General features: G+C 74.9%; 20 protein-coding genes. 10 read left to right on the top strand and 10 right to left on the bottom strand.

Features of this window, described 5'->3' with window-relative positions:
• Positions 1-127: integrase core domain-containing protein (locus ACI8AC_RS14615; protein WP_456898519.1), on the top strand; the 127-nt coding region annotated here is incomplete at its 5' end.
• 337 nt (positions 128-464) lie between these two features.
• Here ACI8AC_RS14615 and ACI8AC_RS14610 read toward each other — a convergent pair.
• Positions 465-944, bottom strand: coding sequence for a hypothetical protein (locus ACI8AC_RS14610; RefSeq protein ID WP_456898516.1), 480 nt, complete (start codon positions 942-944; stop codon positions 465-467).
• Positions 941-2299 carry a recombinase family protein gene (locus tag ACI8AC_RS14605; RefSeq protein ID WP_456898515.1) on the bottom strand — a complete coding sequence of 453 codons (1359 nt, stop codon included), beginning with the start codon at positions 2297-2299 and terminating at the stop codon, positions 941-943. Before ACI8AC_RS14605 ends, ACI8AC_RS14610 begins: the two co-directional genes overlap by 4 nt.
• 125 nt (positions 2300-2424) lie before the next feature.
• Between ACI8AC_RS14605 and ACI8AC_RS14600 the strand changes: the two genes are divergently transcribed.
• Positions 2425-5421, top strand: a complete 2997-nt coding sequence (locus ACI8AC_RS14600; protein ID WP_456898514.1) for a hypothetical protein — start codon at positions 2425-2427, stop codon at positions 5419-5421.
• Positions 5422-5431: 10 nt separating this feature from the next.
• A complete protein-coding gene (locus ACI8AC_RS14595; RefSeq protein WP_456898513.1) occupies positions 5432-6286 on the top strand; it encodes a hypothetical protein in 855 nt (284 codons plus the stop codon).
• Between the two features lie 232 nt (positions 6287-6518).
• Here ACI8AC_RS14595 and ACI8AC_RS14590 read toward each other — a convergent pair whose 3' ends face one another.
• Complete coding sequence (locus tag ACI8AC_RS14590) at positions 6519-7169, bottom strand: ATPase, T2SS/T4P/T4SS family (protein ID WP_456898512.1); 651 nt, start codon at positions 7167-7169, stop codon at positions 6519-6521.
• A 267-nt stretch (positions 7170-7436) separates the two neighbouring features.
• Entirely contained in the window at positions 7437-9611 is a 2175-nt protein-coding gene (locus ACI8AC_RS14585) for an MMPL family transporter (protein WP_456898511.1), read from the bottom strand.
• A 171-nt stretch (positions 9612-9782) separates the two neighbouring features.
• On the opposite strand from ACI8AC_RS14585, the gene ACI8AC_RS14580 reads away from it, so the two are divergent.
• Together ACI8AC_RS14580 and ACI8AC_RS14575 are read left to right on the top strand one after the other, a co-directional pair.
• Positions 9783-10946 carry a sensor histidine kinase gene (locus ACI8AC_RS14580; protein ID WP_456898510.1) on the top strand — a complete coding sequence of 388 codons (1164 nt, stop codon included), beginning with the start codon at positions 9783-9785 and terminating at the stop codon, positions 10944-10946.
• Positions 10943-11650, top strand: coding sequence for a response regulator (locus ACI8AC_RS14575; protein ID WP_456898509.1), 708 nt, complete (start codon positions 10943-10945; stop codon positions 11648-11650). The genes ACI8AC_RS14580 and ACI8AC_RS14575 overlap by 4 nt, the downstream gene beginning before the upstream one ends.
• Here the strand turns inward: ACI8AC_RS14575 and ACI8AC_RS14570 are convergent.
• Positions 11625-12134 carry an OsmC family protein gene (locus tag ACI8AC_RS14570; RefSeq protein ID WP_456898508.1) on the bottom strand — a complete coding sequence of 170 codons (510 nt, stop codon included), beginning with the start codon at positions 12132-12134 and terminating at the stop codon, positions 11625-11627. The genes ACI8AC_RS14575 and ACI8AC_RS14570 overlap by 26 nt on opposite strands.
• 135 nt (positions 12135-12269) lie before the next feature.
• On the opposite strand from ACI8AC_RS14570, the gene ACI8AC_RS14565 reads away from it, so the two are divergent.
• Positions 12270-13148 carry a polysaccharide deacetylase family protein gene (locus ACI8AC_RS14565; RefSeq protein ID WP_456898507.1) on the top strand — a complete coding sequence of 293 codons (879 nt, stop codon included), beginning with the start codon at positions 12270-12272 and terminating at the stop codon, positions 13146-13148.
• Positions 13149-13175: 27 nt separating this feature from the next.
• A complete protein-coding gene (locus tag ACI8AC_RS14560) occupies positions 13176-13598 on the top strand; it encodes an MmcQ/YjbR family DNA-binding protein (RefSeq protein ID WP_456898506.1) in 423 nt (140 codons plus the stop codon).
• Here the strand turns inward: ACI8AC_RS14560 and ACI8AC_RS14555 are convergent.
• From ACI8AC_RS14555 to ACI8AC_RS14540, 4 genes are all read right to left on the bottom strand, one after another.
• Positions 13588-14412, bottom strand: coding sequence for an alpha/beta hydrolase (locus tag ACI8AC_RS14555; RefSeq protein ID WP_456898505.1), 825 nt, complete (start codon positions 14410-14412; stop codon positions 13588-13590). The two genes, ACI8AC_RS14560 and ACI8AC_RS14555, sit on opposite strands and share 11 nt — an antisense overlap.
• A gap of 7 nt (positions 14413-14419) precedes the next feature.
• Complete coding sequence (locus tag ACI8AC_RS14550; protein WP_456898504.1) at positions 14420-15982, bottom strand: acetolactate synthase large subunit; 1563 nt, start codon at positions 15980-15982, stop codon at positions 14420-14422.
• Positions 15979-16311, bottom strand: coding sequence for an EthD family reductase (locus tag ACI8AC_RS14545; protein ID WP_456898503.1), 333 nt, complete (start codon positions 16309-16311; stop codon positions 15979-15981). Before ACI8AC_RS14545 ends, ACI8AC_RS14550 begins: the two co-directional genes overlap by 4 nt.
• A gap of 101 nt (positions 16312-16412) precedes the next feature.
• Positions 16413-17351, bottom strand: a complete 939-nt coding sequence (locus ACI8AC_RS14540) for a quinone oxidoreductase family protein (protein ID WP_456898502.1) — start codon at positions 17349-17351, stop codon at positions 16413-16415.
• 339 nt (positions 17352-17690) lie between these two features.
• Here ACI8AC_RS14540 and ACI8AC_RS14535 point away from each other — a divergent pair, with 339 nt between their 5' ends.
• Positions 17691-18296 (top strand): DUF4230 domain-containing protein, encoded by a 606-nt coding sequence (locus ACI8AC_RS14535; protein WP_456898501.1) that lies wholly within the window; start codon positions 17691-17693, stop codon positions 18294-18296.
• A 99-nt stretch (positions 18297-18395) separates the two neighbouring features.
• On the opposite strand, the gene ACI8AC_RS14530 is transcribed toward ACI8AC_RS14535, so the two are convergent.
• A complete protein-coding gene (locus ACI8AC_RS14530; RefSeq protein WP_456898500.1) occupies positions 18396-19592 on the bottom strand; it encodes an acyl-CoA dehydrogenase family protein in 1197 nt (398 codons plus the stop codon).
• Between the two features lie 113 nt (positions 19593-19705).
• Here ACI8AC_RS14530 and ACI8AC_RS14525 point away from each other — a divergent pair, with 113 nt between their 5' ends.
• The gene (locus tag ACI8AC_RS14525) at positions 19706-20395 is read left to right on the top strand and encodes a hypothetical protein (protein ID WP_456898499.1); all 690 of its coding nucleotides are present in this window, start codon (positions 19706-19708) and stop codon (positions 20393-20395) included.
• A 27-nt stretch (positions 20396-20422) separates the two neighbouring features.
• The gene (locus tag ACI8AC_RS14520; RefSeq protein ID WP_456898498.1) at positions 20423-20785 is read left to right on the top strand and encodes a DUF4190 domain-containing protein; all 363 of its coding nucleotides are present in this window, start codon (positions 20423-20425) and stop codon (positions 20783-20785) included.
• The last annotated feature ends 3 nt before the right edge of the window (positions 20786-20788 follow it).

The raw sequence follows: 20788 nt of genomic DNA, 5'->3' as shown, positions 1-20788 counted from the left end.
CGAGTCAGCCCGCCGGAAAGCCCTGCCGGCCTGGCTGCACGAGTACAACCATCACCGGCCCCACACCGCGATCGGCAACCGCCCGCCCATCACCCGCTTGACCAACCTGTCCGAGCAGTACAGCTAGTCTTGCGCGCTCGCTCGCACTAATGGGCGTTTCGGTGAGGCGGGCGACTAGCTTCGCCAGTTCCTTCTCAAGCCGGTCGACCTCGGTCTTCTGGCGGGCGGCAGCGAAATCGGCGCGAGCGGCAAGAAGCTCAGGGTCGTCGGGAGCTCGATCACGGGATAGTGCAGCTACGCGGGCGCGGTGGTGAGTCCACTCGGGCATTTCGTCCCTCGGCATTTCGTCCCTCGGGCGTGCGAGGTGAGCCCCACTCTCGCGGAGCTCTGAAATGCCGGCGCCGGGTGGCGCTGCACCGGGTGCGTTGCCCGGCTCGTCTTGCGATACTTAGCGTAGCAGCTCGCTAACTCTTAGTTGCGCAGGCCGTCTCGTAGACCTTGCCCAGCGTGTCGAGCTGAACGGCACCTTGACCAACTTCATGGATCTTGGTCAAGAGGGGGTAGAGCCTCTCCGTTCGGAATGTCCGGCCCTGACCGAGGACGAGAACCTCGCGGTACCCCGGAATGCTCCGCGGAGGCAAGCCGTGCCACTCCGGACGGAACGCCTCGTGAAGAGGCGTATCGCCAACAAGTTCGGTGAGGCGCCAGCGATTGCCATTGTGTGCTAGGTCGTCCCTAATGTGGGCGTCGGCGATGTCCCACAGGTCCACCTCACCCGCTGCCAAAGCCGCTTCCTCAGCGGCCATTCGGCGCTCGACGAACCGCTGCCGCGCCTTCGAACGAGTGTCCTGCGGAGTCCAGCGCCCATTGACGCAAAGGAACTCCACGATGACGGTCGGCCCCTCCATGACGCGGAGGATCGGGTCACCGAACATGTTCTTCACGGCTTCCTCCGTTCGATGACGACCGTTGACGGGTCGAACGTTCGCTTGCCCCGCCCCGGCGGCAGCAGTGTGATCGTGACGAGGGTGTCGATGACGGCACGGCGCCGGTCGAGGTCCAGTCGCTCCCATACAGCTCCGACGTCGGCGGCGGCGACGAGGTCGCCGAGCACCGGCACGCTGCCGGCAGCCGCCAGCTCCTGCTCGACAACGGCTAGGCGAGTGCGGGCCCGATCGGTGCCGCGTGCAAGCTGCCCCGAGGTGATGGTCCCGTCGGCGAACAGGTCAGCGAGCTCGGTGAGCCTCGCCCGGAGGGCCATTCCTTCCTCTCTGAGCCCGGCGACATCCACCTTCTCCGAGGTCAACAGGTCAGCGGCATCGGGGGCCGAGAGACGCCCGATGATGGCTCGGGTGACCCAGTCATCGATGGGCTCGGCCGCTCGGGACATATGGCCGCGGGCCCGTGAGCACCGGTATGTGCGCTGCCCGTGTTGCGTGCGTCCTGTGATGACCGGGGCTCCACAGGAGCAGCGGGCCAGCCCGGCGAGTAGGTACCGGCGGGCTGTCGTCGGCGTGGTCCTACGGCTGGGATCATCGAGGAGTGCCACGGCGGCACGGTACGTCTCCTCGGGAACGATCGCGGGCCAGTTGCCTGGGCCGATCTCCTCGCGTCGGTGAATGGCAAGCGCCGCGTTCCGCGGGTTCCTGAGCGCGTAGCGCACGGAGTCGGGGCGCCACCGTCCGCCGCGTGCACTGGTGAAGCCTGCGGCGTTCCACCGGGCAGCGATGCTGCGGAGGCTGCCGCCGGCCAGCAGTTCCCGGTAGGCCTCTCGGATTAGTGCGGCCTCGTCCTCGCGGATGGTCTTCCCGTCGGCCTCATAACCGACAGCTCGCAACCCTCCGGCGGGCGGCTTTCCCATGCCTGCGCGCTGACGGTTGGCGGCCTTCTGGCGAGCTGATTTCCGTTCGACCTCGGCGCGGGCGACTGCCCCCTTGATGCGGGCGAACAGTCGGCCGTTGTCTGTCGAGAGGTCGGCATCCCCGCCGACAGTGGCGAGCGCCAGCCGATGCCGGTCAGCAAGGTCAATGAAGCCCTCGAGTTCGATGGGTCGGCGGTGAAGGCGGTCCAGGTCCCAGGCGACGACTGCCTGAACTTTGCCTGCAGCGATGTCAGCCAACATCCGGGTGTAGGCCGGGCGGGCCTTGCCGCTGGAGGCACTGACGTCGTTGTCGACGTACTCGACAGGCTCCCAGCCTCGTTCTGCGCACAGCTTGAGGCAATCGTTGCGTTGTCGGGCGACGGCTAGGCCCGACCCATCACGGTCCATTGACTGGCGGAGGTAGAGAGCGGCTCGCACATGTGCAACCGTAACGTCATCGCGAGCTCGAAGACCTCCTCGCAGGTCACCACCCGCTCGCGCGCCGGGATCGCCGCGCACAGGCAGTTCAGCAGCCACATCCGGGCGACTCGTCATGTGTGACTGTGCGCATCGGGCAGTTTCAGTACCAGCGACTCGCTCCGCGCAGCGACGCGGTGACAAGTGGGTCCGCCAGGGCCATCCTCCCGGTGGGGCAACTCGCCCCGGCCGCGAGCCCCGGCCGGCACGGAGGGGTGACAGCGACGGCGACTCGGGTCGCGGCCTTCGGCTCGTGCCTGCGCGATCGACTCCAGTCACGAGTGTCCACCTGCCATGGGCGACCCATCGCCGAGGCAGGTGTACGCACAACATGCCGCCAGGCGAAGGGCGAGACGATGGCCAGCGAGTTCACGCGTGTCCACGGACGGGTGCTGCACGAGGGGGTCTCGGGACCGCCGCTGCGACTGCAGGTACTCGTTGCCGGGGACGGGGGCGTGCTGGCGGAGTCGGCCTCCCTGCCGGACGGCCAGTACGCCGTGGACGTACCGCTCGACGGCCACGAGGAGTCCGTGCTCCTCGTCGAGGCGCGCGATGACCGAGGCGATCTCGTGGCACGGCGGGAGGCCCGCCTCGACGGCGGGGTCACCGATCTGGATCTCGAGCAGCTCCCTGCCGATGCGGAGACCAGGCCGCCACGACTGCTCCTCGGATCGGTCGACGATGTCGCCCGCGGTGTCGCCTTCCTGCAGGCCGCGGAGCTGCTTCCGGAGGGCTCGAGCAGCGTCCTCGACATCGCCGTGGGACGCCTCGCCTGGCTGGACGGGCTGGTCGAACCCGCGCAGCGCGCGCTCCTCGGCGACGCCTCGGCGGCCCGCACCGTCCGCGAGGCGCTGCGGTCCTGGGCCGGCGAGACCGACTTCACGGCCCAGGGGCGGGTCGTTGACCGTGGCGGCGAGAACGACCTGCGGTGGAGCAGCAAGGACGCCCTCCCCGACGACGTCGACGACGTCGTGTCCTCCGACGCCCTGGGCGTCCTGGTGGCCGCCGTCGTGGTCGTGGGCCGCACCGTCGACGAGCAGGCCGAGCTAGCTGCCGGCCTGACCGCCGTGCTGTCGGTCCGCCCGTGGCTCAGGGCGCTGGGCGCCACGGTCGCGGCCGGGGACGTGCCCACCATGCGCACCCTTATGGGGATGCCGGGACCCATCCCCTTCTCGGGGAACTTGCCGAAGCCGACCGGCATCAGCGGACTCCCCGGCATTCCGGGGTTCCCCGGCATCCCGTACGTGCCGGGAGGGAAGCCGAAGGGCGTGGGGATCAAGGTCTCGCCCACGGTCCTGGACCTGGTCGAGATATTCCGCTCGCCGCTCGTGCTGCCGCCGTCCCCTCAGCAGCGGTGCCTGGTCGCCGCCACGGTCGAGGTCGCCCATATCCGCGACCGGGCGCCCTACTACCGCATCAAGGAACTCGCGCCCCCGGACGCGTGTCCCGGACAGGAGCTGACCCTCAACGGGACGAACTTCGGAACGACCGGCAGCGTCGCCTTCCCAGGGACGGCCGCGCCCGTCCCCCACTCGGCGGCGCTGGAATGGACAGACACGCGCATCCGCGTCGTCGTTCCTCCCGGTGCGGCCCCGGGCCGGATCGACCTGCACATCCTCGAGGCGAGCCTGTTGAGGTGCGGCCAGATCTTCACCGCCTACCGGGCCGGCGAGACCACCGTTCTGTTCGAGGGCGGCACGGCGGCGGTCACGTCCTTCCTCCTCGACGGCACCAGGGACCCGATCCGCGTCGAGCCCGGCGCGCCTGTCTCGATCTCCTGCCACGTCACACCGCACGCCCGCGCCACCACGCAGGTCTGGGTCACGCGGGCCGGGGCTACGGTCGCCGACTTCGGTACGGTCGCCGGCGGCGGCCACCGGCATCACGAGTTCACCGTGCCGGCCGTGACGTCTCCCGTGCAGTGCAAGGTGCACCTGCGTGTCTCAGGTCCCTGCGGGGCGGACCAGCACGTGCGCACCATGACGGTGGCGGCACGTCCCAGGCTCCGCGTCGCCCACCTCGAGGTCACCCAGGGATTGCAGGACGTCGCGCACACCGTCCGGCTGGTCGAGGGACGGACGACGGGGGTCCGGGCCTACCTGACGAGCGGTCTGGGCCGGTTCAGCTACACCGGGACCCCCGGCGAGGTCGGCGGGGTCCAGGCCACCCTCTTCGTCGAGCGGAACGGGGTCGTCGTCGCCACGGTGCCGGCCGCGGCGCCGCTCACTGTCAAGGGGTCCTTCACCGACGCCGACCGGGCGAGCGCCGGCCGCGCTCTGGCCTTCCTCGTGCCCGGCCACCTCGTGCAGGGTGAGGTGACCATACGCGTGACGGTCCGGGTCTCCGGCCTGCCCGGTTTCGGCACCGAGGTCGTCGGCACCAGCGGGACCCGGACGGTGCGGACGGAGCGCGGCGGGCCGCTCACCGTGGTCAGAGTGCGCGTGCGGGATGACAACCCGGCTTCCAGGGCACCCGCGCCGAGCATCGACGACTGGCGCGCGTCGACCGTCGGGGTGGTCGACCGGTACCCGCTCGCGGACACGGGACTCGTCGTGCGCATACCCGCCGCCGGGGAGGCCGTCCTCGCCACCACGGTGAACCTGATTGACGAGGACGGCTGGGATGAGTTGCTCGAGGACCTCGACGACTACGCCGACCGCTTCGACGACTTCGACAGCGTCTTCGCGGCCGTCGTGCCCGCCAACCCCACGTACGGCACAGCGCAGGACCCGGCCTCGACGACCAACGGCATCGCCCACAAGGACGTGGACCGCCCGTGGCCGCTGCTCGACGACCGGCGGGTCATGCTCGCGCAGAAGGGGAAGCCCGGCACGTTCGCCCACGAGATGGCCCACACGTTGGGGGTGGGGCACGCCCCGTGCGGCGGTCCCAAGGACCCGGATCCGCGGCTTCCGGGCGTCGTCGAGCCCGGGACCGTGGGGTGGCGCCGCTCCGACAGCGCGTTGTTCCCCTCGGGACATCCCGAGCTCATGTCGTACTGCCGGCCCCCGGCGCCATTGGTATACGACGACCGGTGGCCCTCGGTCGCGCTGTGGAACATCCTGCTCGACAAGCTGAAGTGAGGACGACACCATGACCGACCGGCTCCGCCTGTCCGGGCGGTTGGACGCCGAGGGCCACCTAACCCTCCGCCCCGCGTTCCCGACCGGCATCCCGCCCGAGCAGTGGCACGACGGTCCGCTCCTGCACGTTGCGGAGGCCCTCGACGTCGAGGGGCGCACGCTGACGCGCAGCCTGCTCGTCGCGCGCAGCAACTGCGAGACAGAGGCGGTGAGCCTGCGGGGCACCGTCGACGTGCCCGAGGAGGCCGTCCGCCTCGACGTCCTGAGGCTGGACGCGTCGGGGCGGTCCGCCGTCCCCCTGGCCTCGGTCGACGTACCCGCCCGGGCTCCGGAGTTACGCCTGGTCGACGTGCCCACGGGCCAGGCCGAGGGAGAGTTCACGATCAGCTGGGAGTCCGACGCGGAGCCCGGGACCGCCACGTATTTCGTCGACTACAGCAACGACCGGGAGACCTGGTCCCCCTTGTCGATGAGCGTGATGGAGACCGCCTACCGGGTCGACTTCGAGAGCCTGGGAGGCGGCGACGCGTGCCGGATCGCCGTCGTCGCTTCGATCGGCCTGCGCGCGAGTCGCACCGTCAGCGAGCCCTTCCACGTGCGCGCGAAACCGTGCGTCGCGGTCATCCAGCGCCCGGGCGACGGTGAGCAGGTCGGCCCGGAGGCCCAGCTTGTCGGGAACGGCTGGTGGCGCGAGGAGGATCGCGCCGAGGTCGATCAGCTCGCCTGGGCTTCCGACCTGCAGGGCGAGCTCGGGTACGGGCGCCAGGTCGACGCCCGCCTCGAGCCCGGGACCCATGTGATCACGCTCACCGCGGGTGTCGGGGACCGTGCCGGTTCGGAATCCGTCACCGTCCACGTGTCCTGAGACGTTGCGAAGGACCGTCGTCGCTGTTGGCTCAGATGGCGGTGGCGACAGGCGGGGACCACGCTCAGGGGACAAGTTCGCGGATCTTGGCGTTCCGCCCGTCGACACGCCGCGCTGCCATGCATTGCCCCGACGCATCTGCACTTCTCGTTGGCCTTCGATTCTCACACCGTGGTGCGGCGGTTGGCGCCGTCCAAGCGGGTGGACGACCGCCTCCGGGTCGAGGAGCCAGTCAGACGAACAGCGTCGTCTTGCCCGCCTGCGTGCCCCCGGCCACCAGGATGTTCAGCCCCGCGGCCACCGCGGCCTCCAGGAACCGCGCCGCCGGCACGGTCAGCGTGCCCAGAGCCACCAGCTCGTCGAGCGAGTGCGCCTGCAGCACGAACTTGCGGATGTTGACCGCCATGTGCCGGCGGGTGATGTCGGGGATGACCACGTGCAGCCGGGAGCCGTCGGGGAGCATCGCGTCGACGAACGGCGTCGACATGTCCAGCCGCCGCCCCGACGTGCGCAGCATCCGCTCCACCAGGTCGGCCAGCTCGCCCGCGCCGAGGATCGTGGTGGTCAGCTCGCTGCGCCCGCGGCGCGCCACGAACACCCTGCCCGGCTCGTTGACCCAGACCTCCTCGACCTCCGGGTCGTCGAGGAAGCGCTGCAACGGCCCGAAGCCGGCGACCCGGTCCAGCACGTCGCGGACCACCGACTCCGCGTCGCCGATCAGCGGCAGCGCCGAGGTCAGCGAGCGCTCGGAGTAGTCGGCCACCACGTTGCGCACCAGCAGCCGCACCGGCGCCGGGTCGCCGAAGGGGTCCAGCCCGCGGCGGCGGATCAGCTCCCGCACCTCGCCGTCGACGACCTCCAACGCACTGGTCGCAGTCGGCACGTTCCCCCCGTCGTCGTCCCGCATCCGGCCACCCGCCCAGCGGACGGGACGAGGGACGTTAGGAGAACCGGGCGCTCCGCGGGGCACGGTCCCCACGATCTGTGGACGACGCCGCCCACCCGGCCACCCGCTCGGGTGTCACCCACCGGCCGGCAGCGGTGACCGACCGCCAAGGACCGACCCGGGGTCCTACGTCTTCGAGTGCAACTGCACTCGAAGACGTAGGACCCCGGGAGGGAGCGTGCGCCCGGCCCGGCCCGGCCCCCCTCACCCGGCACCGACCGCCGCCGGCTCCTCCTCCCGCGGTGCCGGCCGCGGGGCGGCGCCCTCCACGGTGAGGTGCGGCAGGGCGCGCTCCAGCCGGCGCGGCAGCCACCAGTTCGCCCGGCCGAGCAGCTCCATCGTCGCCGGCACGAGCACCAGCCGGACCAGCGTCGCGTCGACCAGCACCGCCACCGCCAGGCCGAAGCCGAACAGCTGCAGCTCCCGCGCCGAGCCCAGGACGAAGCTGCCGAAGACGCACACCATGATGGCCGCCGCGGCGGTGATCACCCGCGCCGTCCGCGCCAGGCCGGTCGCCACGGCCGAGGCGTTGTCGCCGCTCGAGTCGTACTCCTCCCGGATCCGGGACAGCAGGAACACCTCGTAGTCCATCGACAGCCCGAAGACGATCGCGATCAGCATCATCGGCACCCAGGCCTCGACCGGGGCCACGCCCTCGACGCCGAGCAGGTCGCCCGCCCACCCCCACTGGAACACCGCGACCAGCGCCCCGAAGGCCGCCCCGATCGACAGCAGGTTCACCACGACCGCCTTGAGCGCGACGAGCAGGCCCCGGAACACGACGGTCAGCAGCAGGAACGACAACCCCAGGACGACGGCCAGGAACAGCGGGAGCCGCTGGGCGGTGTAGTCGGCGAGGTCGATCGCCGCCGGCTGCGCCCCGCCGACCGCCACCTCCACGCCGGTGCCGCCGACGACCTCCGGGACGACGTCCTCCCGGAGCCGGTGCACCAGCTCGGCGGTCGCCTCGTCGCGGGGCGCGGAGGCGGGCACGACCTGCAGCACCGCGGTCCCGCCGTCCCCGGACAGCACCGGCGGGCCCACCGACGCCACGCCGGGGTCGTCGCCGACGGCCGCCGCCAGCTCCGCGGCCGGAGCGGCCGCCCCGCCGCCGGGCGCGTCGACGGCCACCACCAGCGGCCCGTTCACCCCCGGGCCGAACCCCTCGGCCACCAGGTCGTAGGCCTGCCGGGCGGTCGACCCCTCGGGCAGGGTCCCGGCGTCGCTGAACCCCAGCCGCAGGTCCAGCGCCGGCAGCGCGAGCAGCACCAGGGCGGCCAGCGCGGCCGTGGCCCAGGCGACGGGACGCCGCTGCACCGTGCGGGCCCACCGCCCGGCGGCCGCGCCCGACCCGTCGGTGCTGCGGCGGCGGGACCTCGCCGTCCGGTCGATGCGGCCGCCGACGATGCCGAGCAGCGCCGGCAGCAGGCTCACCGCGCCCAGCATCGTCACCAGCACCGAGGCGGCGATGCCCAGCGCCACCCCGGTGATGATCTCCATCCCCATGAGCACGAGGCCGAGCGAGGCGATGACCACCGTGGTGCCCGCGAACAGCACGGACCGGCCGGCCGTGTGCTGGGCCAGCGCCACCGCGTCGGGCACCGCCAGCCCCGCGCGCCGGGCCTCCCGGAACCGGGTGACGACCAGCAGCGAGTAGTCGATGCCGACCCCGACCGCGACCATCCCGGCGGCGGCACCGGCGAAGCTCGGGACGTCGAGGACGCGCGCGGCCAGGCCGATCGCCGCCACCCCGCAGGCCGCGCCGAGCACGCCCACCACCAGCGGCAGCAGCATCGCCACGAACGAGCCGAACGCGACCAGCAGCACCACCGCGGCCGCGGCCACGCCGATCACCTCGGCCGGCGGGCCGCTCCCGGCCTGCTCCTCCACCGGCAGCCCGATCTCCACCCGCAGGCCGGGCACGTCGAGGTCCCCGCGGAGCCGGTCGAGGGTCGCCGCGGCCTCGGCCACGTCGGCGGGGTCGCGCTGCGGCAGGTCGACCTGCAGGTAGGCGACGTCCCCGCCGGGCGCCACCTGGTGCTGCCCGCCGGGCTCGAACGGGCCGGTCACCTCCGCGCCCGGCAGCCCGGCCTCGACGGCGGCCGCCAGGTCGTCGACCGCCGAGCGCACCGCCGGGGTGTCGACCCCGCCGTCGGCCTGCAGGACCACCTGCGCCGAGGTCCCCGACCGGGCCTCGAACCCGGCGTCGGCGAGCAGGTCCGCGGCGCGCCGGCTCTCCGACCCGGGCAGTGCGAAGTCGTCGCTGGTCGGGCCGGCGAAGGCACCGGAGAGCGCGGTCAGGGCGACGACGGCGGCGATCCAGACGGCGGTGACCGGCCAGCGGTACCGGATGCAGCGGCGGGCGAGCGAGGCGAGCACGGCGGCCTCCTGGCGGGAGCGGGCGGGACGGCTCCGGACGCTAGGAACGGGACCGGTCGCCGTCGTCCGCCCGCCGGACCGATCCGGGTACGCACCTGGGCGTACCTGCGGGCCGCCGGCCGCGCTCCGGAGCGGACGCCACGGGCCGCCGCGACGTCCTAGCCTCGCCGCATGACCAGGCGCCCCGGGCGCGTCGACGTCGCCCTCGCCCTCGCCGCCGTGCTGCCCTCGTGGGCCGCGCTCGCCGCCCACCTGGAGCCCGAGGCCCGGCCGGCCGACCTCGGGGCGGTGCTCCTGCTCGCCCTCCTCGGCGCGCCCGTGCTGGTGCTGCGGCACCGCCCGGTGGTGGCCCTCGCCGCGACGCTGGCCGTCCTCTACCTGTACTACGTGCTCGGCTACTCCGCGGTCGGCCTGGTCGTGCCGCTCGCGCCGGCCTTCTACACCCTCGCCGAGGCCGGGCGCTGGCGGACCGGCGCCGCCGCCGGTGTGGTCCTGACCGCCCTCACCACGACCTGGCGGCTCGTCGAGCCCTCCCCCGACGAGAACCCGGGGCTCGTCCTCGGCTACGACCTCGCGCTCTCCACGGTCCTCCTGGCCGCGGTGCTCGCCTTCGGCGACGCGGTGCACTCCCGCCGGCGGTGGCGGGCCGAGACCGCCGAACGGCTGCGGCGGGCGGCCGAGGAGCGGGACGCCGAGGCCGCCCGCCGGGTCGCCGAGGAGCGCATGCGCATCGCCCGCGACGTCCACGACTCGCTCGGCCACGCCGTGGCGGTCGTCACCCTGCACGCCGCCGTCGCCGCCGAGGCGCTGGACGACGACCCCGCCGCCGCACGGCGGGCGCTGGGGACCATCCGCACCGTCAGCCGCGACGTGCTGCACGACCTGCGCGGCACCGTGGGCCTGCTGCGCGGCCGCGACCCGGAGGACGGCGCCGGGTCGGCCGGCCTGGCCGACCTCCCCCGGCTCGTGGCCGCGACGGCCGCCACGGGGCTGGACGTGCGCCTGGCCGTCGAGGGCGAGCCCGGGCCGCTGCCGGCCGGCGTGGAGGCCACCGTGCACCGCGTGGTGCAGGAGGCGCTGACCAACGTGCTGCGCCACGCGCGGGCCGCCACCGCCACGGTCACCGTCACCCACGACCCGGGAGCCCTGACCGTCAGCGTCGTCGACGACGGCCGCGGGGCGTGCGTCCCCGGAGCGGCCGGCCACGGCCTGGCGGGCATGCGGGAACGGGTGGGCCTGCTCGGTGGCCGGCTGTCCGCCGGGCAGCGGCACGGCGGCGGCTTCGCGGTCCGCGCGGTGCTGCCGGTGGCCGACCGGGTGCGGACCCCGGCGTGATCCGGGTCCTGGTCGTCGACGACCAGCCGCTGGTGCGCGCCGGGGTCCGCGCGGTGCTCGGGCGCGGCGGGGACGTCGAGGTGGCCGGGGAGGCGGGGGACGGCCGGGCCGCGCTGGACCGGCTGCGCGCCGCGCCGGTGGACGTCGTCCTGCTCGACCTGCGGATGCCGGTGCTCGACGGCATCGAGACCACCCGCCGGATCGTCGCCGACCCCGCGCTCGGCGGGGTCGCCGTCCTGGCGCTGACCACGTTCGACGACGAGGAGCTGGTCTTCGGGGCGCTGCGGGCCGGCGCCAGCGGCTTCCTGCTCAAGGACGCCGACCCCGACGCCCTGCGGCGGGCGGTGCGCGCCGCCGCCGCCGGGGAGGCGGTGCTCGACCCGGCCGTGACCCGCAGCGTGCTGGCCGCGGCGCTGCACGCTCCCCCGCCGACCGACACCGGCCTCGTGGAGCAGCTCACCGCACGCGAGCGGGAGGTGCTCGTGGCCGTGGCCCGGGGCCTGTCCAACGAGGAGGTCGGCCGGGCGCTGCACATGAGCCCGGCCACCGCGCGCACGCACGTCGGCCGGGTGCTCACCAAGCTCGCCGCCCGCGACCGCGCCCAGCTGGTCGCCATGGCCTGGCGGGCCGGCCTGGTGCCCGCGGGCGACGACGGGTCGGCCGGCGACCCCTCCCCGGTCAGCCGGCCGCGCGGCGCACGGTGAGCTCCGGCGGGCTGGCCAGGGACTGCGCCACCACGCAGTACCGCTCCGTGAGCTGCCCGAGCTTGGCCAGCGTCGCGTCGTCGGCATCGGTGTCCAGCTCGGCGTCCACGGTGATGGGGCCGAACCCGACCGGCGCCTCCCGGGAGACGCCGAGCGTCCCGCGCGCGTCCATGGAGCCGCGGGCGGTCAGGGACGCCGAGCGGATCTGCACGCCCATCGCCGTGGCCACGCTGCGCATCGTCACCCCGGTGCAGGCCAGCAGCGCCTGCAGCAGCATGTCCCCGGAGCAGGCGTCCGACCCGTCGCCGCCGGTGGCCGGGTGCAGGCCGGCCCGTGCGGGCCCGGACCAGGTCTGCACCGTGCACGTGACACCGGGGTCGGAGAAGTCGGCGTGCGCTTCCATCCGCGCGCACGCCGACGCCGGGTCGTCGCGGTAGCGCTGCTTGAGCGGTGCCTGCACTTCCCGCAGCTGGACGGCGTCCACCCGGCCTCCTCGTGACGCGATCGACCGCCCCATCGTCGCGGCTGCGCGGGAGTCCCGCCAACCCCGGGGTACGGAACCCCCCGGTTCCGCGACGACGGGTATTGCCCACGGACGGTAGGCGCGCGACCCTGCGGTGTGCGCAGACGGCAGTTCCTGGCCGCTGCGGCCGCCGTCGTCCTGAGCGGCTGCTCCAGCGGGCCCACCTCCTTCGTCCGGTCCCTCCGGACGACGACCCCCCCTCCGCCCGACCCGACCACCGCCTCCCCCCCGCCACCCACGACGCCGCCGACCACCACCCCGCCACCGACGCCCGGCACGCCGGCGGAGATCCTGGCCCGCTCCACGGTCCCGGTGCTGTGCTTCCACCAGCTGCGCGACCACCGTCCGGAGGACGGCCCCACCGCCCGCTCGATCGTCACGCCGCCGTCGGTGCTCACCGCGCAGTTCCAGGCCCTCCGCGACGGCGGCTACACCCCGGTCACCGGCGACGCGCTGGTCGACCACCTGGAGTACGGCGCCCCGCTGCCGGCCAGGCCGGTCCTGCTGACCTTCGACGACGGGTGGGAGACCGACCACTCCGTGGCCCTGCCCGAGCTGACCCGGTTCGGGTTCCCGGCCACCTTCTTCCCCCAGACGGTCGTGCTGGACCACCCCCCGTTCCTCAGCACGGAGCAGCTGCGGGCGCTGGACCGGGCCGGGATGACGATCGGCGCCCACTCCTACGACCACCAGCGGATGGACCGGCTCGCCGGGGACCAGTGGCGGGTCCAGCTGGACGAGCCGCGGGCGCAGCTGGCCGGCATCCTCGGCCACCCCGTCGACCTCCTCGCCTACCCCTACGGGGTGTGGACCCAGGAGGCCGTCACCCGCGCGGTGGCCGCGGGCTACCGGGCCGCCTTCCAGCTGGCGAGCGCGCAGGACCCGGTGCAGCCGCTGATGACCATCCGCCGCATCATGCCCCCGCCCACCTGGGACGGCCTCGCGCTGATCGAGAACCTCGAGTCGGCCTTCTGACCCCGCACCGGCGCTACCCTGCGCCGCGTGGCCGACTGGTCGGACGTGCGGGCGCTGGCCCTGGCGCTGCCGGGGACGGCGGAGCGCACCTCGCGCGGCAGCCTGCAGTGGGTGGTGCGCGCCCGCGGTTTCGTCTGGGAGCGGCCGCTGCGCCGGGCCGACCTCGCGCACCTGGGCGACCGGGCCCCCGACGGGCCGCTGCTCGGCGCGTACGTCCCGGACCTCGGCGCCAAGGAGGCGCTGCTCGCCGACGACCCGGCGGTGTACCTGACCACGCCGCACTTCGACGGGTACCCGGTCGTGCTCGCCCGGCTCGAGGTCATCGGCCCCGAGGAGCTGGCCGAGCTGGTCACCGAGGCGTGGCTGTGCCGGGCACCGAAGCGGCTGGCCCGCGAGCACCTCGCCGCACACCCGCCGGAGGCTCCCCCGCCGGAGTGCCTCAGCCGGTGACCTCGGCGGCGAGGTCGACCACCGTGCCGACCAGCGCCTCGCCGTCGAGCAGCACCCGGTCGTTGTGTCCGGCGCCGGGCACCTCGACCAGCCGGTACAGGTCCGCCGCCGCCGCGGCGACGGCTCGGCTCTGCGCCGGCGGCACGATGGCGTCCGCCGTCCCCAGGACGACCGCCGTCGGCACCTCGACCGTCGCGACCCGCTCGGCGACGGGGAACCGGTCCCGCAGCAGCGCGCGGACCGGCAGGAACGGGTAGTGCTCGGCGCCCACCGCGGCCAGGTCCACGAACGGCGAGCGCAGCACCAGCCCGGCCGGCGGGTGCTCGGTCGCCAGCTCGGTGACCACCGCGGCCCCGAGGCTCTCGCCGTAGAAGAGCAGCAGGTCGGGGGCGACGCCGGCCTCGCCGAGCAGGTACGCCCGCGCGGCCCGGACGTCCCGGGCCACCCCCGCCTCGCTCGGGCTGCCCGGGTTGCCGCCGTAGCCGCGGTAGTCGAACAGCAGCACGGCCAGCCCGTGGTCGGCCAGCGCGCGGGCCAGCGGGGCCCGGTAGCCGCGGTGGCCACCGTTGCCGTTGGCCACCAGCACCGCGGGCGACGCCGGCCCGGCCCCGGGCACGAACCACGCACCCAGCCGCAGCCCGTCGGAGGTCTCCAGGGTCACGTCGCGGGCCCCGGGGAGCACGGCGGCGGCGGCCGGCACCGGCCCGTCGTCGGGCAGGTAGACCAGCCGCCGCTGCAGCCCCCAGAGCAGGCCGGTCAGCACGGCCAGCACGAGGACGACGACGAGCGCCGCCCGGCCGGCGCGCCGCCGCACCGCCCGCTCAGTGCCGCCCGGGCAGGACGGCGTCGACCAGGTGCGGGCCGGGCTCGGCCAGCGCCGCCCGCAGCTGGTCGGCCAGCTCCTCGGCGGTCGTGGCCCGGGTGGCCGGCACGCCCATGCCGCCGGCCAGCGCGACGAAGTCCAGCCCGGGGCCGCTGAGGTCCAGCAGCCGGCCGGCGCGCTCACCTCCGCCGCTGGCCCCGACCCGCGCCAGCTCGTGCTCGAGGATGGCGTAGGAGCCGTTGTCGCAGACGACCACGGTGACGTCGAGCTGCTCGCGGGCCATCGTCCACAGCGCCTGCAGCGTGTACATCGCGCTGCCGTCGGCCTGGACCGCCAGCACCGGCCGGTCGGGGCAGGCCACCGCCGCGCCCACCGCCATCGGGAGCCCGTCGCCGATCGCCCCGCCGGTGAGGGAGAGCCAGTCGTGCCGCGGTGCCCCGGAGGTCAGCTCGGCCAGCCCGACGCCCGAGGTGAGCGCCTCGTCCACCACGACCGCCCGCTCCGGCAGCAGCGCGCCGATGACGGCCGCCAGCGAGCGCGGGGTCAGCGCGCCGGTGGGCACCTCGGGGCGGCTGGCCTCGAGCAGCGCGGGCTCGGCCGCGGGCGCCACCGCGGCGGCCAGGGCCTGCAGGGCGGTCACGCCGTCCTCCCCCGGCTCGGCGAGCACGTGCACCGTGCAGCCGTCGGGCACCGGCGTGCCGGGCAGGCCCGGGTAGGCGAAGAAGTGCACCGGCGACGCGGCCCCGGCCAGCACCAGGTGCGCGGTGCCGGCCAGCGCGGCGATCGCCATCTCGGGCGGGTACGGCAGCCGACCGACGTCGGGCAGGCCGGCGCCCCGGACCATGCGCGCCGGGAAGGTCTCCGCCAGCAGCCGGGAACCGGTGCCGGCGGCGACCTGCCCGGCGGCCAGCAGACCCTCCTCGCTCGCCACCACGTCGCCGCCGACGAGGAGCACCGTCGGCTCCCCGCGGCCGAGCACGTCGGCGACCTCGGCGACCACGGTGTCGGCGACCCGCGGCGCGGGCCGCGCCGGCACGGGCGGGGCCACCGACGCGCCCTCCCCCCACGAGACGTCGGCGGGCAGGACCAGGGTCGCCACCCCACCGCGGGCCGCCGCGGCCACCGCCTCGGCGGCGTCGGCGCCGACGTCCTCGGGCGTCAGGGACCGGCGCACCCAGGCCGACACCGGCCCGGCCAGCGCGTCGATGTCGGACTCCAGCGGCGCGTCGAGCCGCTTGTGCCCGCGCGCGTGGTCACCGACCACGACGACCTGCGGGGCCCGCCCGCGCCGGGCGTTGTGCAGGTTGGCCAGCGCGTTGCCCAGGCCCGGGCCCAGGTGCAGCAGCGTGGCCGCCGGGCGGCCGGCCATGCGGGCGTAGCCGTCGGCCGCGCCGGTGGCCACGCCCTCGAACAGGGTGAGCACGCCGCGCATCTCCGGGACGTCGTCCAGGGCGGCGACGAAGTGCATCTCGGAGGTGCCGGGGTTGGCGAAGCAGACGTCCACCCCGGCGCCGACGAGCGTGCGGATGAGGGCCTGCGCGCCGTTGGGTGCGTCCGTCACGGCATGAAGGGCAGGCCGGTGTTCAGCTCGCGCACCTCGAAGTGCGCGATCGTCGCCCCACCGGTGGCGAAGTTGGCCACGTCGGCGGCCGCGGCCTGACCCTCGGGGGAAGCGAAGGCCTTGCCCATCGCCTCCTCGGACTCGAAGTCCAGCTCGGCGACCAGGTAGGGCACCTGCTGGGAGGGGTCCAGCGCCGCCGCGTGCCCGACGGTGAAGCGGACCAGCCCGGGCATCTCCACGGCCAGCGGCACGTGGGTGTCCCGGTAGTACTCGTCGAAGGCCCCCGGGTCCTCGGGCTGCCCGTAGCTGACCACGACCCTGTGCACCATGTCAGACCGCTCCTCGCGTCGGCCCGGGCACCGCTGCCCGGGGGTCGCCCCCCACCCTGGCAGGCGGGGGGCGACCGGCGCGACCGGGGGCGCGCCGCGGATCAGAAGGTGAGCACCAGCCGGCCGCGGACCCCGCCGGCCTCCAGCACGCGGTGCGCCTCGGCACCCTGCTCCGCCGGGAAGGTGCGCGCCACCCGCAGGGTGAGCACGCCCGCCGCGGCCAGCGCGCGCAGCCGCTCCAGCGCGGCGGCGTCCTCGGCGGCGCGGCGCACCAGCACCGGGGTCACCCGCAGGTCGCGCGCACCGTCCCCGCGGTAGCCGCGGACGGTGGCGACCGCGCCGCCGTCCCGCACCGCGGGCAGCACCTGCGCGTCCTGCACCGACCCGTCGGCCAGGCCGTCCACCCCGTCGGGGTGCAGCTCCCGGATCCGCCCGGCGACGTCCGGGCCGCGGCGCACCACCTGGTGGGCGCCCAGTTCCCGCACCAGCTCCTCGTCGGCCTCGGAGGCGTCGGCGACGACGGTCAGCCCCGCGTGCCGGGCCAGCTGGACGACGTAGCCGCCGAACGCGCCGGCCGCGCCGGTCACCGCGAGGACCTGCCCCGGCCGCAGCGCCAGCGCCTCGAGCGCCAGGTGCGCGGTCAGGCCGTTCATCGGCAGGGTCGAGGCCGCGACGTCGTCGGCCCCGTCGGGTACCCGGGCCACGGAGGCGGCCGGCAGCACGAGGTCCTCCCGGTAGGCGCCGTGCGCGCCGGTGGGGACGACGACCGCCATCACCCGGTCGCCCGGCGCGAGGTCGGTCGCGGTGCCCGGGCCGACCTCCACGACCTCGCCGGCGGCGTCCATGCCGGGCACGTACGGGAAGTCCTGCACCGGGTCCCGGGAGGCGTAGGCCCCGCTGCGCAGGTGCGTGTCGGTCGGGTTGACCGTCGCCGCGCGCACGCGCAGGCGCACCTGGCCCGGGCCCAGCGGCTCGTCGGGGACGTCGACGACGTGCAGGGCCTCGGGCCCGCCGAACTCGGTGACTGCCACAGCTCTCATGACCCTCGGCAAGGTCCCCGGCCGCCGCCCTCTTCCCGCCGGGCCGTCGTCCCCCAGGGACCCCGGGCCGTCCCCAGCGACCCCGGGCCGTCGTCCCCCAGGGACCTACGCCTCTGAGGGCACCGGCCACCGAGGCGTAGGAACCCGGGAAGACGGAGCGACCCGCCGTCGGCGCGCCGGGAATGACGGAGGCGTCCCGGGTGCTGCAGACCACATCCCCCACCTTTCCGCGAGAGGTCGCGCATGCCCGCACTCCTGCAGGACCGCCCGACGCCGCCCCCCGCCGCGCCGCCCCGTCGATCCCGCCGCAGACTCGTCGCCGCCGGAATCGGCCTGGCCGTGCTCGTGCCCGTCGCCGCTCAGGTGCGCGACTGGCTGCCCGGCTTCGGCGACCCGTTCGAGCAGCAGGTCGTCCACCGCGACACCACCCCGCTGCTGCTGGCCCTGGAGGACCTCGCCGAGTACCACGCCGCCGCGGGCACCTTCCAGGTCGTCGTCGACCGCGAGGTCGACACCCCGTGGGTGCCCTCGGCGATCAGCGGGGAGCGCGTCTCCTTCCTCGCCACCGGGACCGTCGACGCCGCCGTCGACTTCTCGGGCCTGGACGACGACCGGGTGACCCTCTCGCCCGACGGCCGCTCGGCCACCGTCGTCCTCCCCGCACCGGAGCTCGGCGAGGTGCGGATCGACCCGGAGGAGAGCCGGGTCCTCGACCGGGACCGCGGGGTGCTCGACCGCGCCGCCGATGCCCTCGGCGACGGGCCCGGGGACGACGGCGAGCTGTACGGGCTGGCCGAGCGCCGGCTGGCCCGCGCCGCCGCCGCCAGCGACCTGCTGGAGCGGGCGGAGGGCAACACGCGCGCCATGCTCACCGGGCTGGCGGGCTCGTTCGGGGTCGAGGACGTCGAGGTCCGCTTCGAGGCGGCCCCGGGCGACGGTTCCTGACCCCCGGGCACGCGATCTGCACGGTCGGGGCTCCCGGGCCGCGGGAGGCCCCGACCGTGCAGGTCGCGCGGCCACGGGAGCAAGGCAGGAGGTCCTCCCTCAGCGCTTGAGGCCGTACTCCTTGAGCAGGCCGCGGCTGATGATCGTCTTCTGGATCTCGCTGGTGCCCTCGCCGATGAGCAGGAACGGCGCCTCGCGCATCAGCCGCTCGATCTCGTACTCCTTCGAGTAGCCGTACCCGCCGTGGATGCGGAAGGCCTGCGTGGTGACCTCGGCGCAGTACTCGCTGGCCAGCAGCTTGGCCATGCCGGCCTCGACGTCGTTGCGCGCCCCGGCGTCCTTGAGCTTGGCGGCGTTGACCATCATCAGGTGCGCCGCCTCCACCTTGGTGGCCATCTCGGCCAGCTGGAACGCGATGGCCTGGTGCTGGGCGATCGGCTTGCCGAAGGTCTCCCGCTGCTGGGCGTAGGCGACGGCCAGCTCGAAGGCGCGGATCGAGATGCCGCAGGCGCGGGCGGCCACGTTGACCCGCCCGACCTCGACGCCGTCCATCATCTGGGCGAAGCCCCGCCCGGGCGTGCCGCCGAGGATCGCGTCGGCGCCGATCCGGAAGCCGTCGAACACCAGCTCCGTGGTGTCCACGCCCTTGTAGCCCATCTTGTCGATCTTGCCCGGGACGGTGAGCCCCGGGAGCACCTCGCCGAAGCCGGCCGGCTTCTCGACCAGGAACGTGGTCAGGTTCTGGTGCGCCTTCTCGGCACCCTCGTCGGTGCGCACCAGCGCGGCGACCAGGGTCGAGGACCCGCCGTTGGTGAGCCACATCTTCTGCCCGTCGATGACGTAGCCGTCGCCGTCCCGCGTGGCCTTCGTGCGGATGCCGGCGACGTCGGAGCCCAGCCCGGGCTCGGACATCGAGAAGGCGCCGCGCACCTCGCCGGTGGCCATCCGCGGCAGCAGGCTCTCCTTCTGCTCCGGGGTGCCGTGCTGCATCACCATGTAGGCGACGATGAAGTGGGTGTTGATCACGCCGGAGACGCTCATCCAGCCCCGGGCGATCTCCTCCACGGCCAGCGCGTAGGTCAGCAGCGACTCGCCGAGCCCGCCGAACTCCTCGGGGATGGTGAGCCCGAAGATGCCCAGTTCCTTGAGGCCGTCGACGATCTCCTGGGGGTAGGCGTCGGCGTGCTCCAGCTCCTGGGCGTGCGGGATGATCTCCTTGTCCACGAACGTGCGGACGGTCGCCAGGATCTCCTGCTGGACGTCGGTCAGGTCGGCGGTCTGCGCCAGGCGGGCCATGGGGGTGCCTCCTCGGGACGGCTCTGTCCGTGGTTACCGGTGAGTATGGGCCACCGCCCCGCCCGACCCCCGGTGTCCCTCGTCACTCCCCCGGCGCGGTTACCGTCGAGCCGGTGGGGGTCCCGCGCGTCGCCGCCGTCGTCACCGCTGCCGTCCTCGCCACCGGGCTGCTCGGCGGCTGCACCGGGAGCGCCGGGGAACCGGCCGCGACCCGCACGGGGGAACCGGCCCCGGCGCGGGCCGAGCAGTCGGCCGCGGCGGCGGCCGACCCCGCGGCCGCCGGCACGGCCGCGGAGGCGGCGCTCGCCGTCGCCCTGCGCGCCTCCGACCTGCCCGAGGGGTGGCGGGTGCAGGCCAACCCCGTGCCGGACGGCGACCTGGCGGGCAGCCCGAGCCTCGCCGGGATCTGCGGCGTTCCCTTCGCCTCCGAGGCACGGCGCACGGCCAAGTTCCCGGTCGTGGGGGTGGATCCCGCCGGCCAGGCCGCGGTGGCCTCGGAGGCGATCGCCTACGACTCGCCCGAGGCCGGGGAGCTGGCCCTCACCGAGCTCCGCGACGCGCTGCGGTCCTGCCCGGCCGACGACCGCACCCTGGTCGAGCCCCCGCCCCTCGACGGGCTGACCGGCACCGTCGTCGCGGCCCGGTGGCAGCTCGAGGACGGCACGACCCAGGACCTCGTCGCCCAGGGGCGTGGCGCGGTGGTGTCCGTGCTGATCGCGGAGGATGCTGCGGCGGGCGCGACGGCGGCCCGGGGCATCGCCGCCCGGCTGGCCGCGCTGCCCACGGCCGCGGTCGGCAGGTGACCGGCGGCCCGGCGACGGGAGGACGGCATGGGCACCCACGACGACCGACGGCACGGCACCCCGCCGCCCGGCTGGGCGCAGGTGCCCGCGTACGGACCCCCGCCGGGGTCCGGCGTCCCGCCGGGGTACCCGTACGGCCCCGGGCCCTACCGGCGCCCGACGAACACCCTCGCCGTCCTGTCGCTGGTCATGGCCTTCGTCTTCGCGCCGGCGGGCCTGGTGCTGGGCATCGTGGCGCGGCGGCAGATCCGGCAGACCGGCGAGGAGGGCGACGGTCTCGCCCTGGCCGGCATCGTCGTCGGGGGCATCGCCTGCGCCCTCGTCGTCCTGCTGGTGGTGCTGTGGGTCGTCGCCCTCGTCGCCCTGGCCGGGGTCTCCTTCGCCCCGTGACGG

Source organism: Geodermatophilus sp. SYSU D00758, assembly GCF_054049955.1.
Note: the sequence above shows the minus strand (reverse complement) of the source record. Positions and strands in the feature narration are given on the sequence as shown.

Excerpts from the sequence above, each read along its gene's own strand:
- ACI8AC_RS14595 (WP_456898513.1), top strand. The coding sequence starts at position 5,432 with ATGACCGACCGGCTCCGCCTGTCCGGGCGGTTGGACGCCGAGGGCCAC.
- ACI8AC_RS14580 (WP_456898510.1), top strand. The coding sequence starts at position 9,783 with ATGACCAGGCGCCCCGGGCGCGTCGACGTCGCCCTCGCCCTCGCCGCC.
- ACI8AC_RS14545 (WP_456898503.1), bottom strand. The coding sequence starts at position 16,311 with ATGGTGCACAGGGTCGTGGTCAGCTACGGGCAGCCCGAGGACCCGGGG.
- ACI8AC_RS14540 (WP_456898502.1), bottom strand. The coding sequence starts at position 17,351 with ATGAGAGCTGTGGCAGTCACCGAGTTCGGCGGGCCCGAGGCCCTGCAC.
- ACI8AC_RS14530 (WP_456898500.1), bottom strand. The coding sequence starts at position 19,592 with ATGGCCCGCCTGGCGCAGACCGCCGACCTGACCGACGTCCAGCAGGAG.
- ACI8AC_RS14520 (WP_456898498.1), top strand. The coding sequence starts at position 20,423 with ATGGGCACCCACGACGACCGACGGCACGGCACCCCGCCGCCCGGCTGG.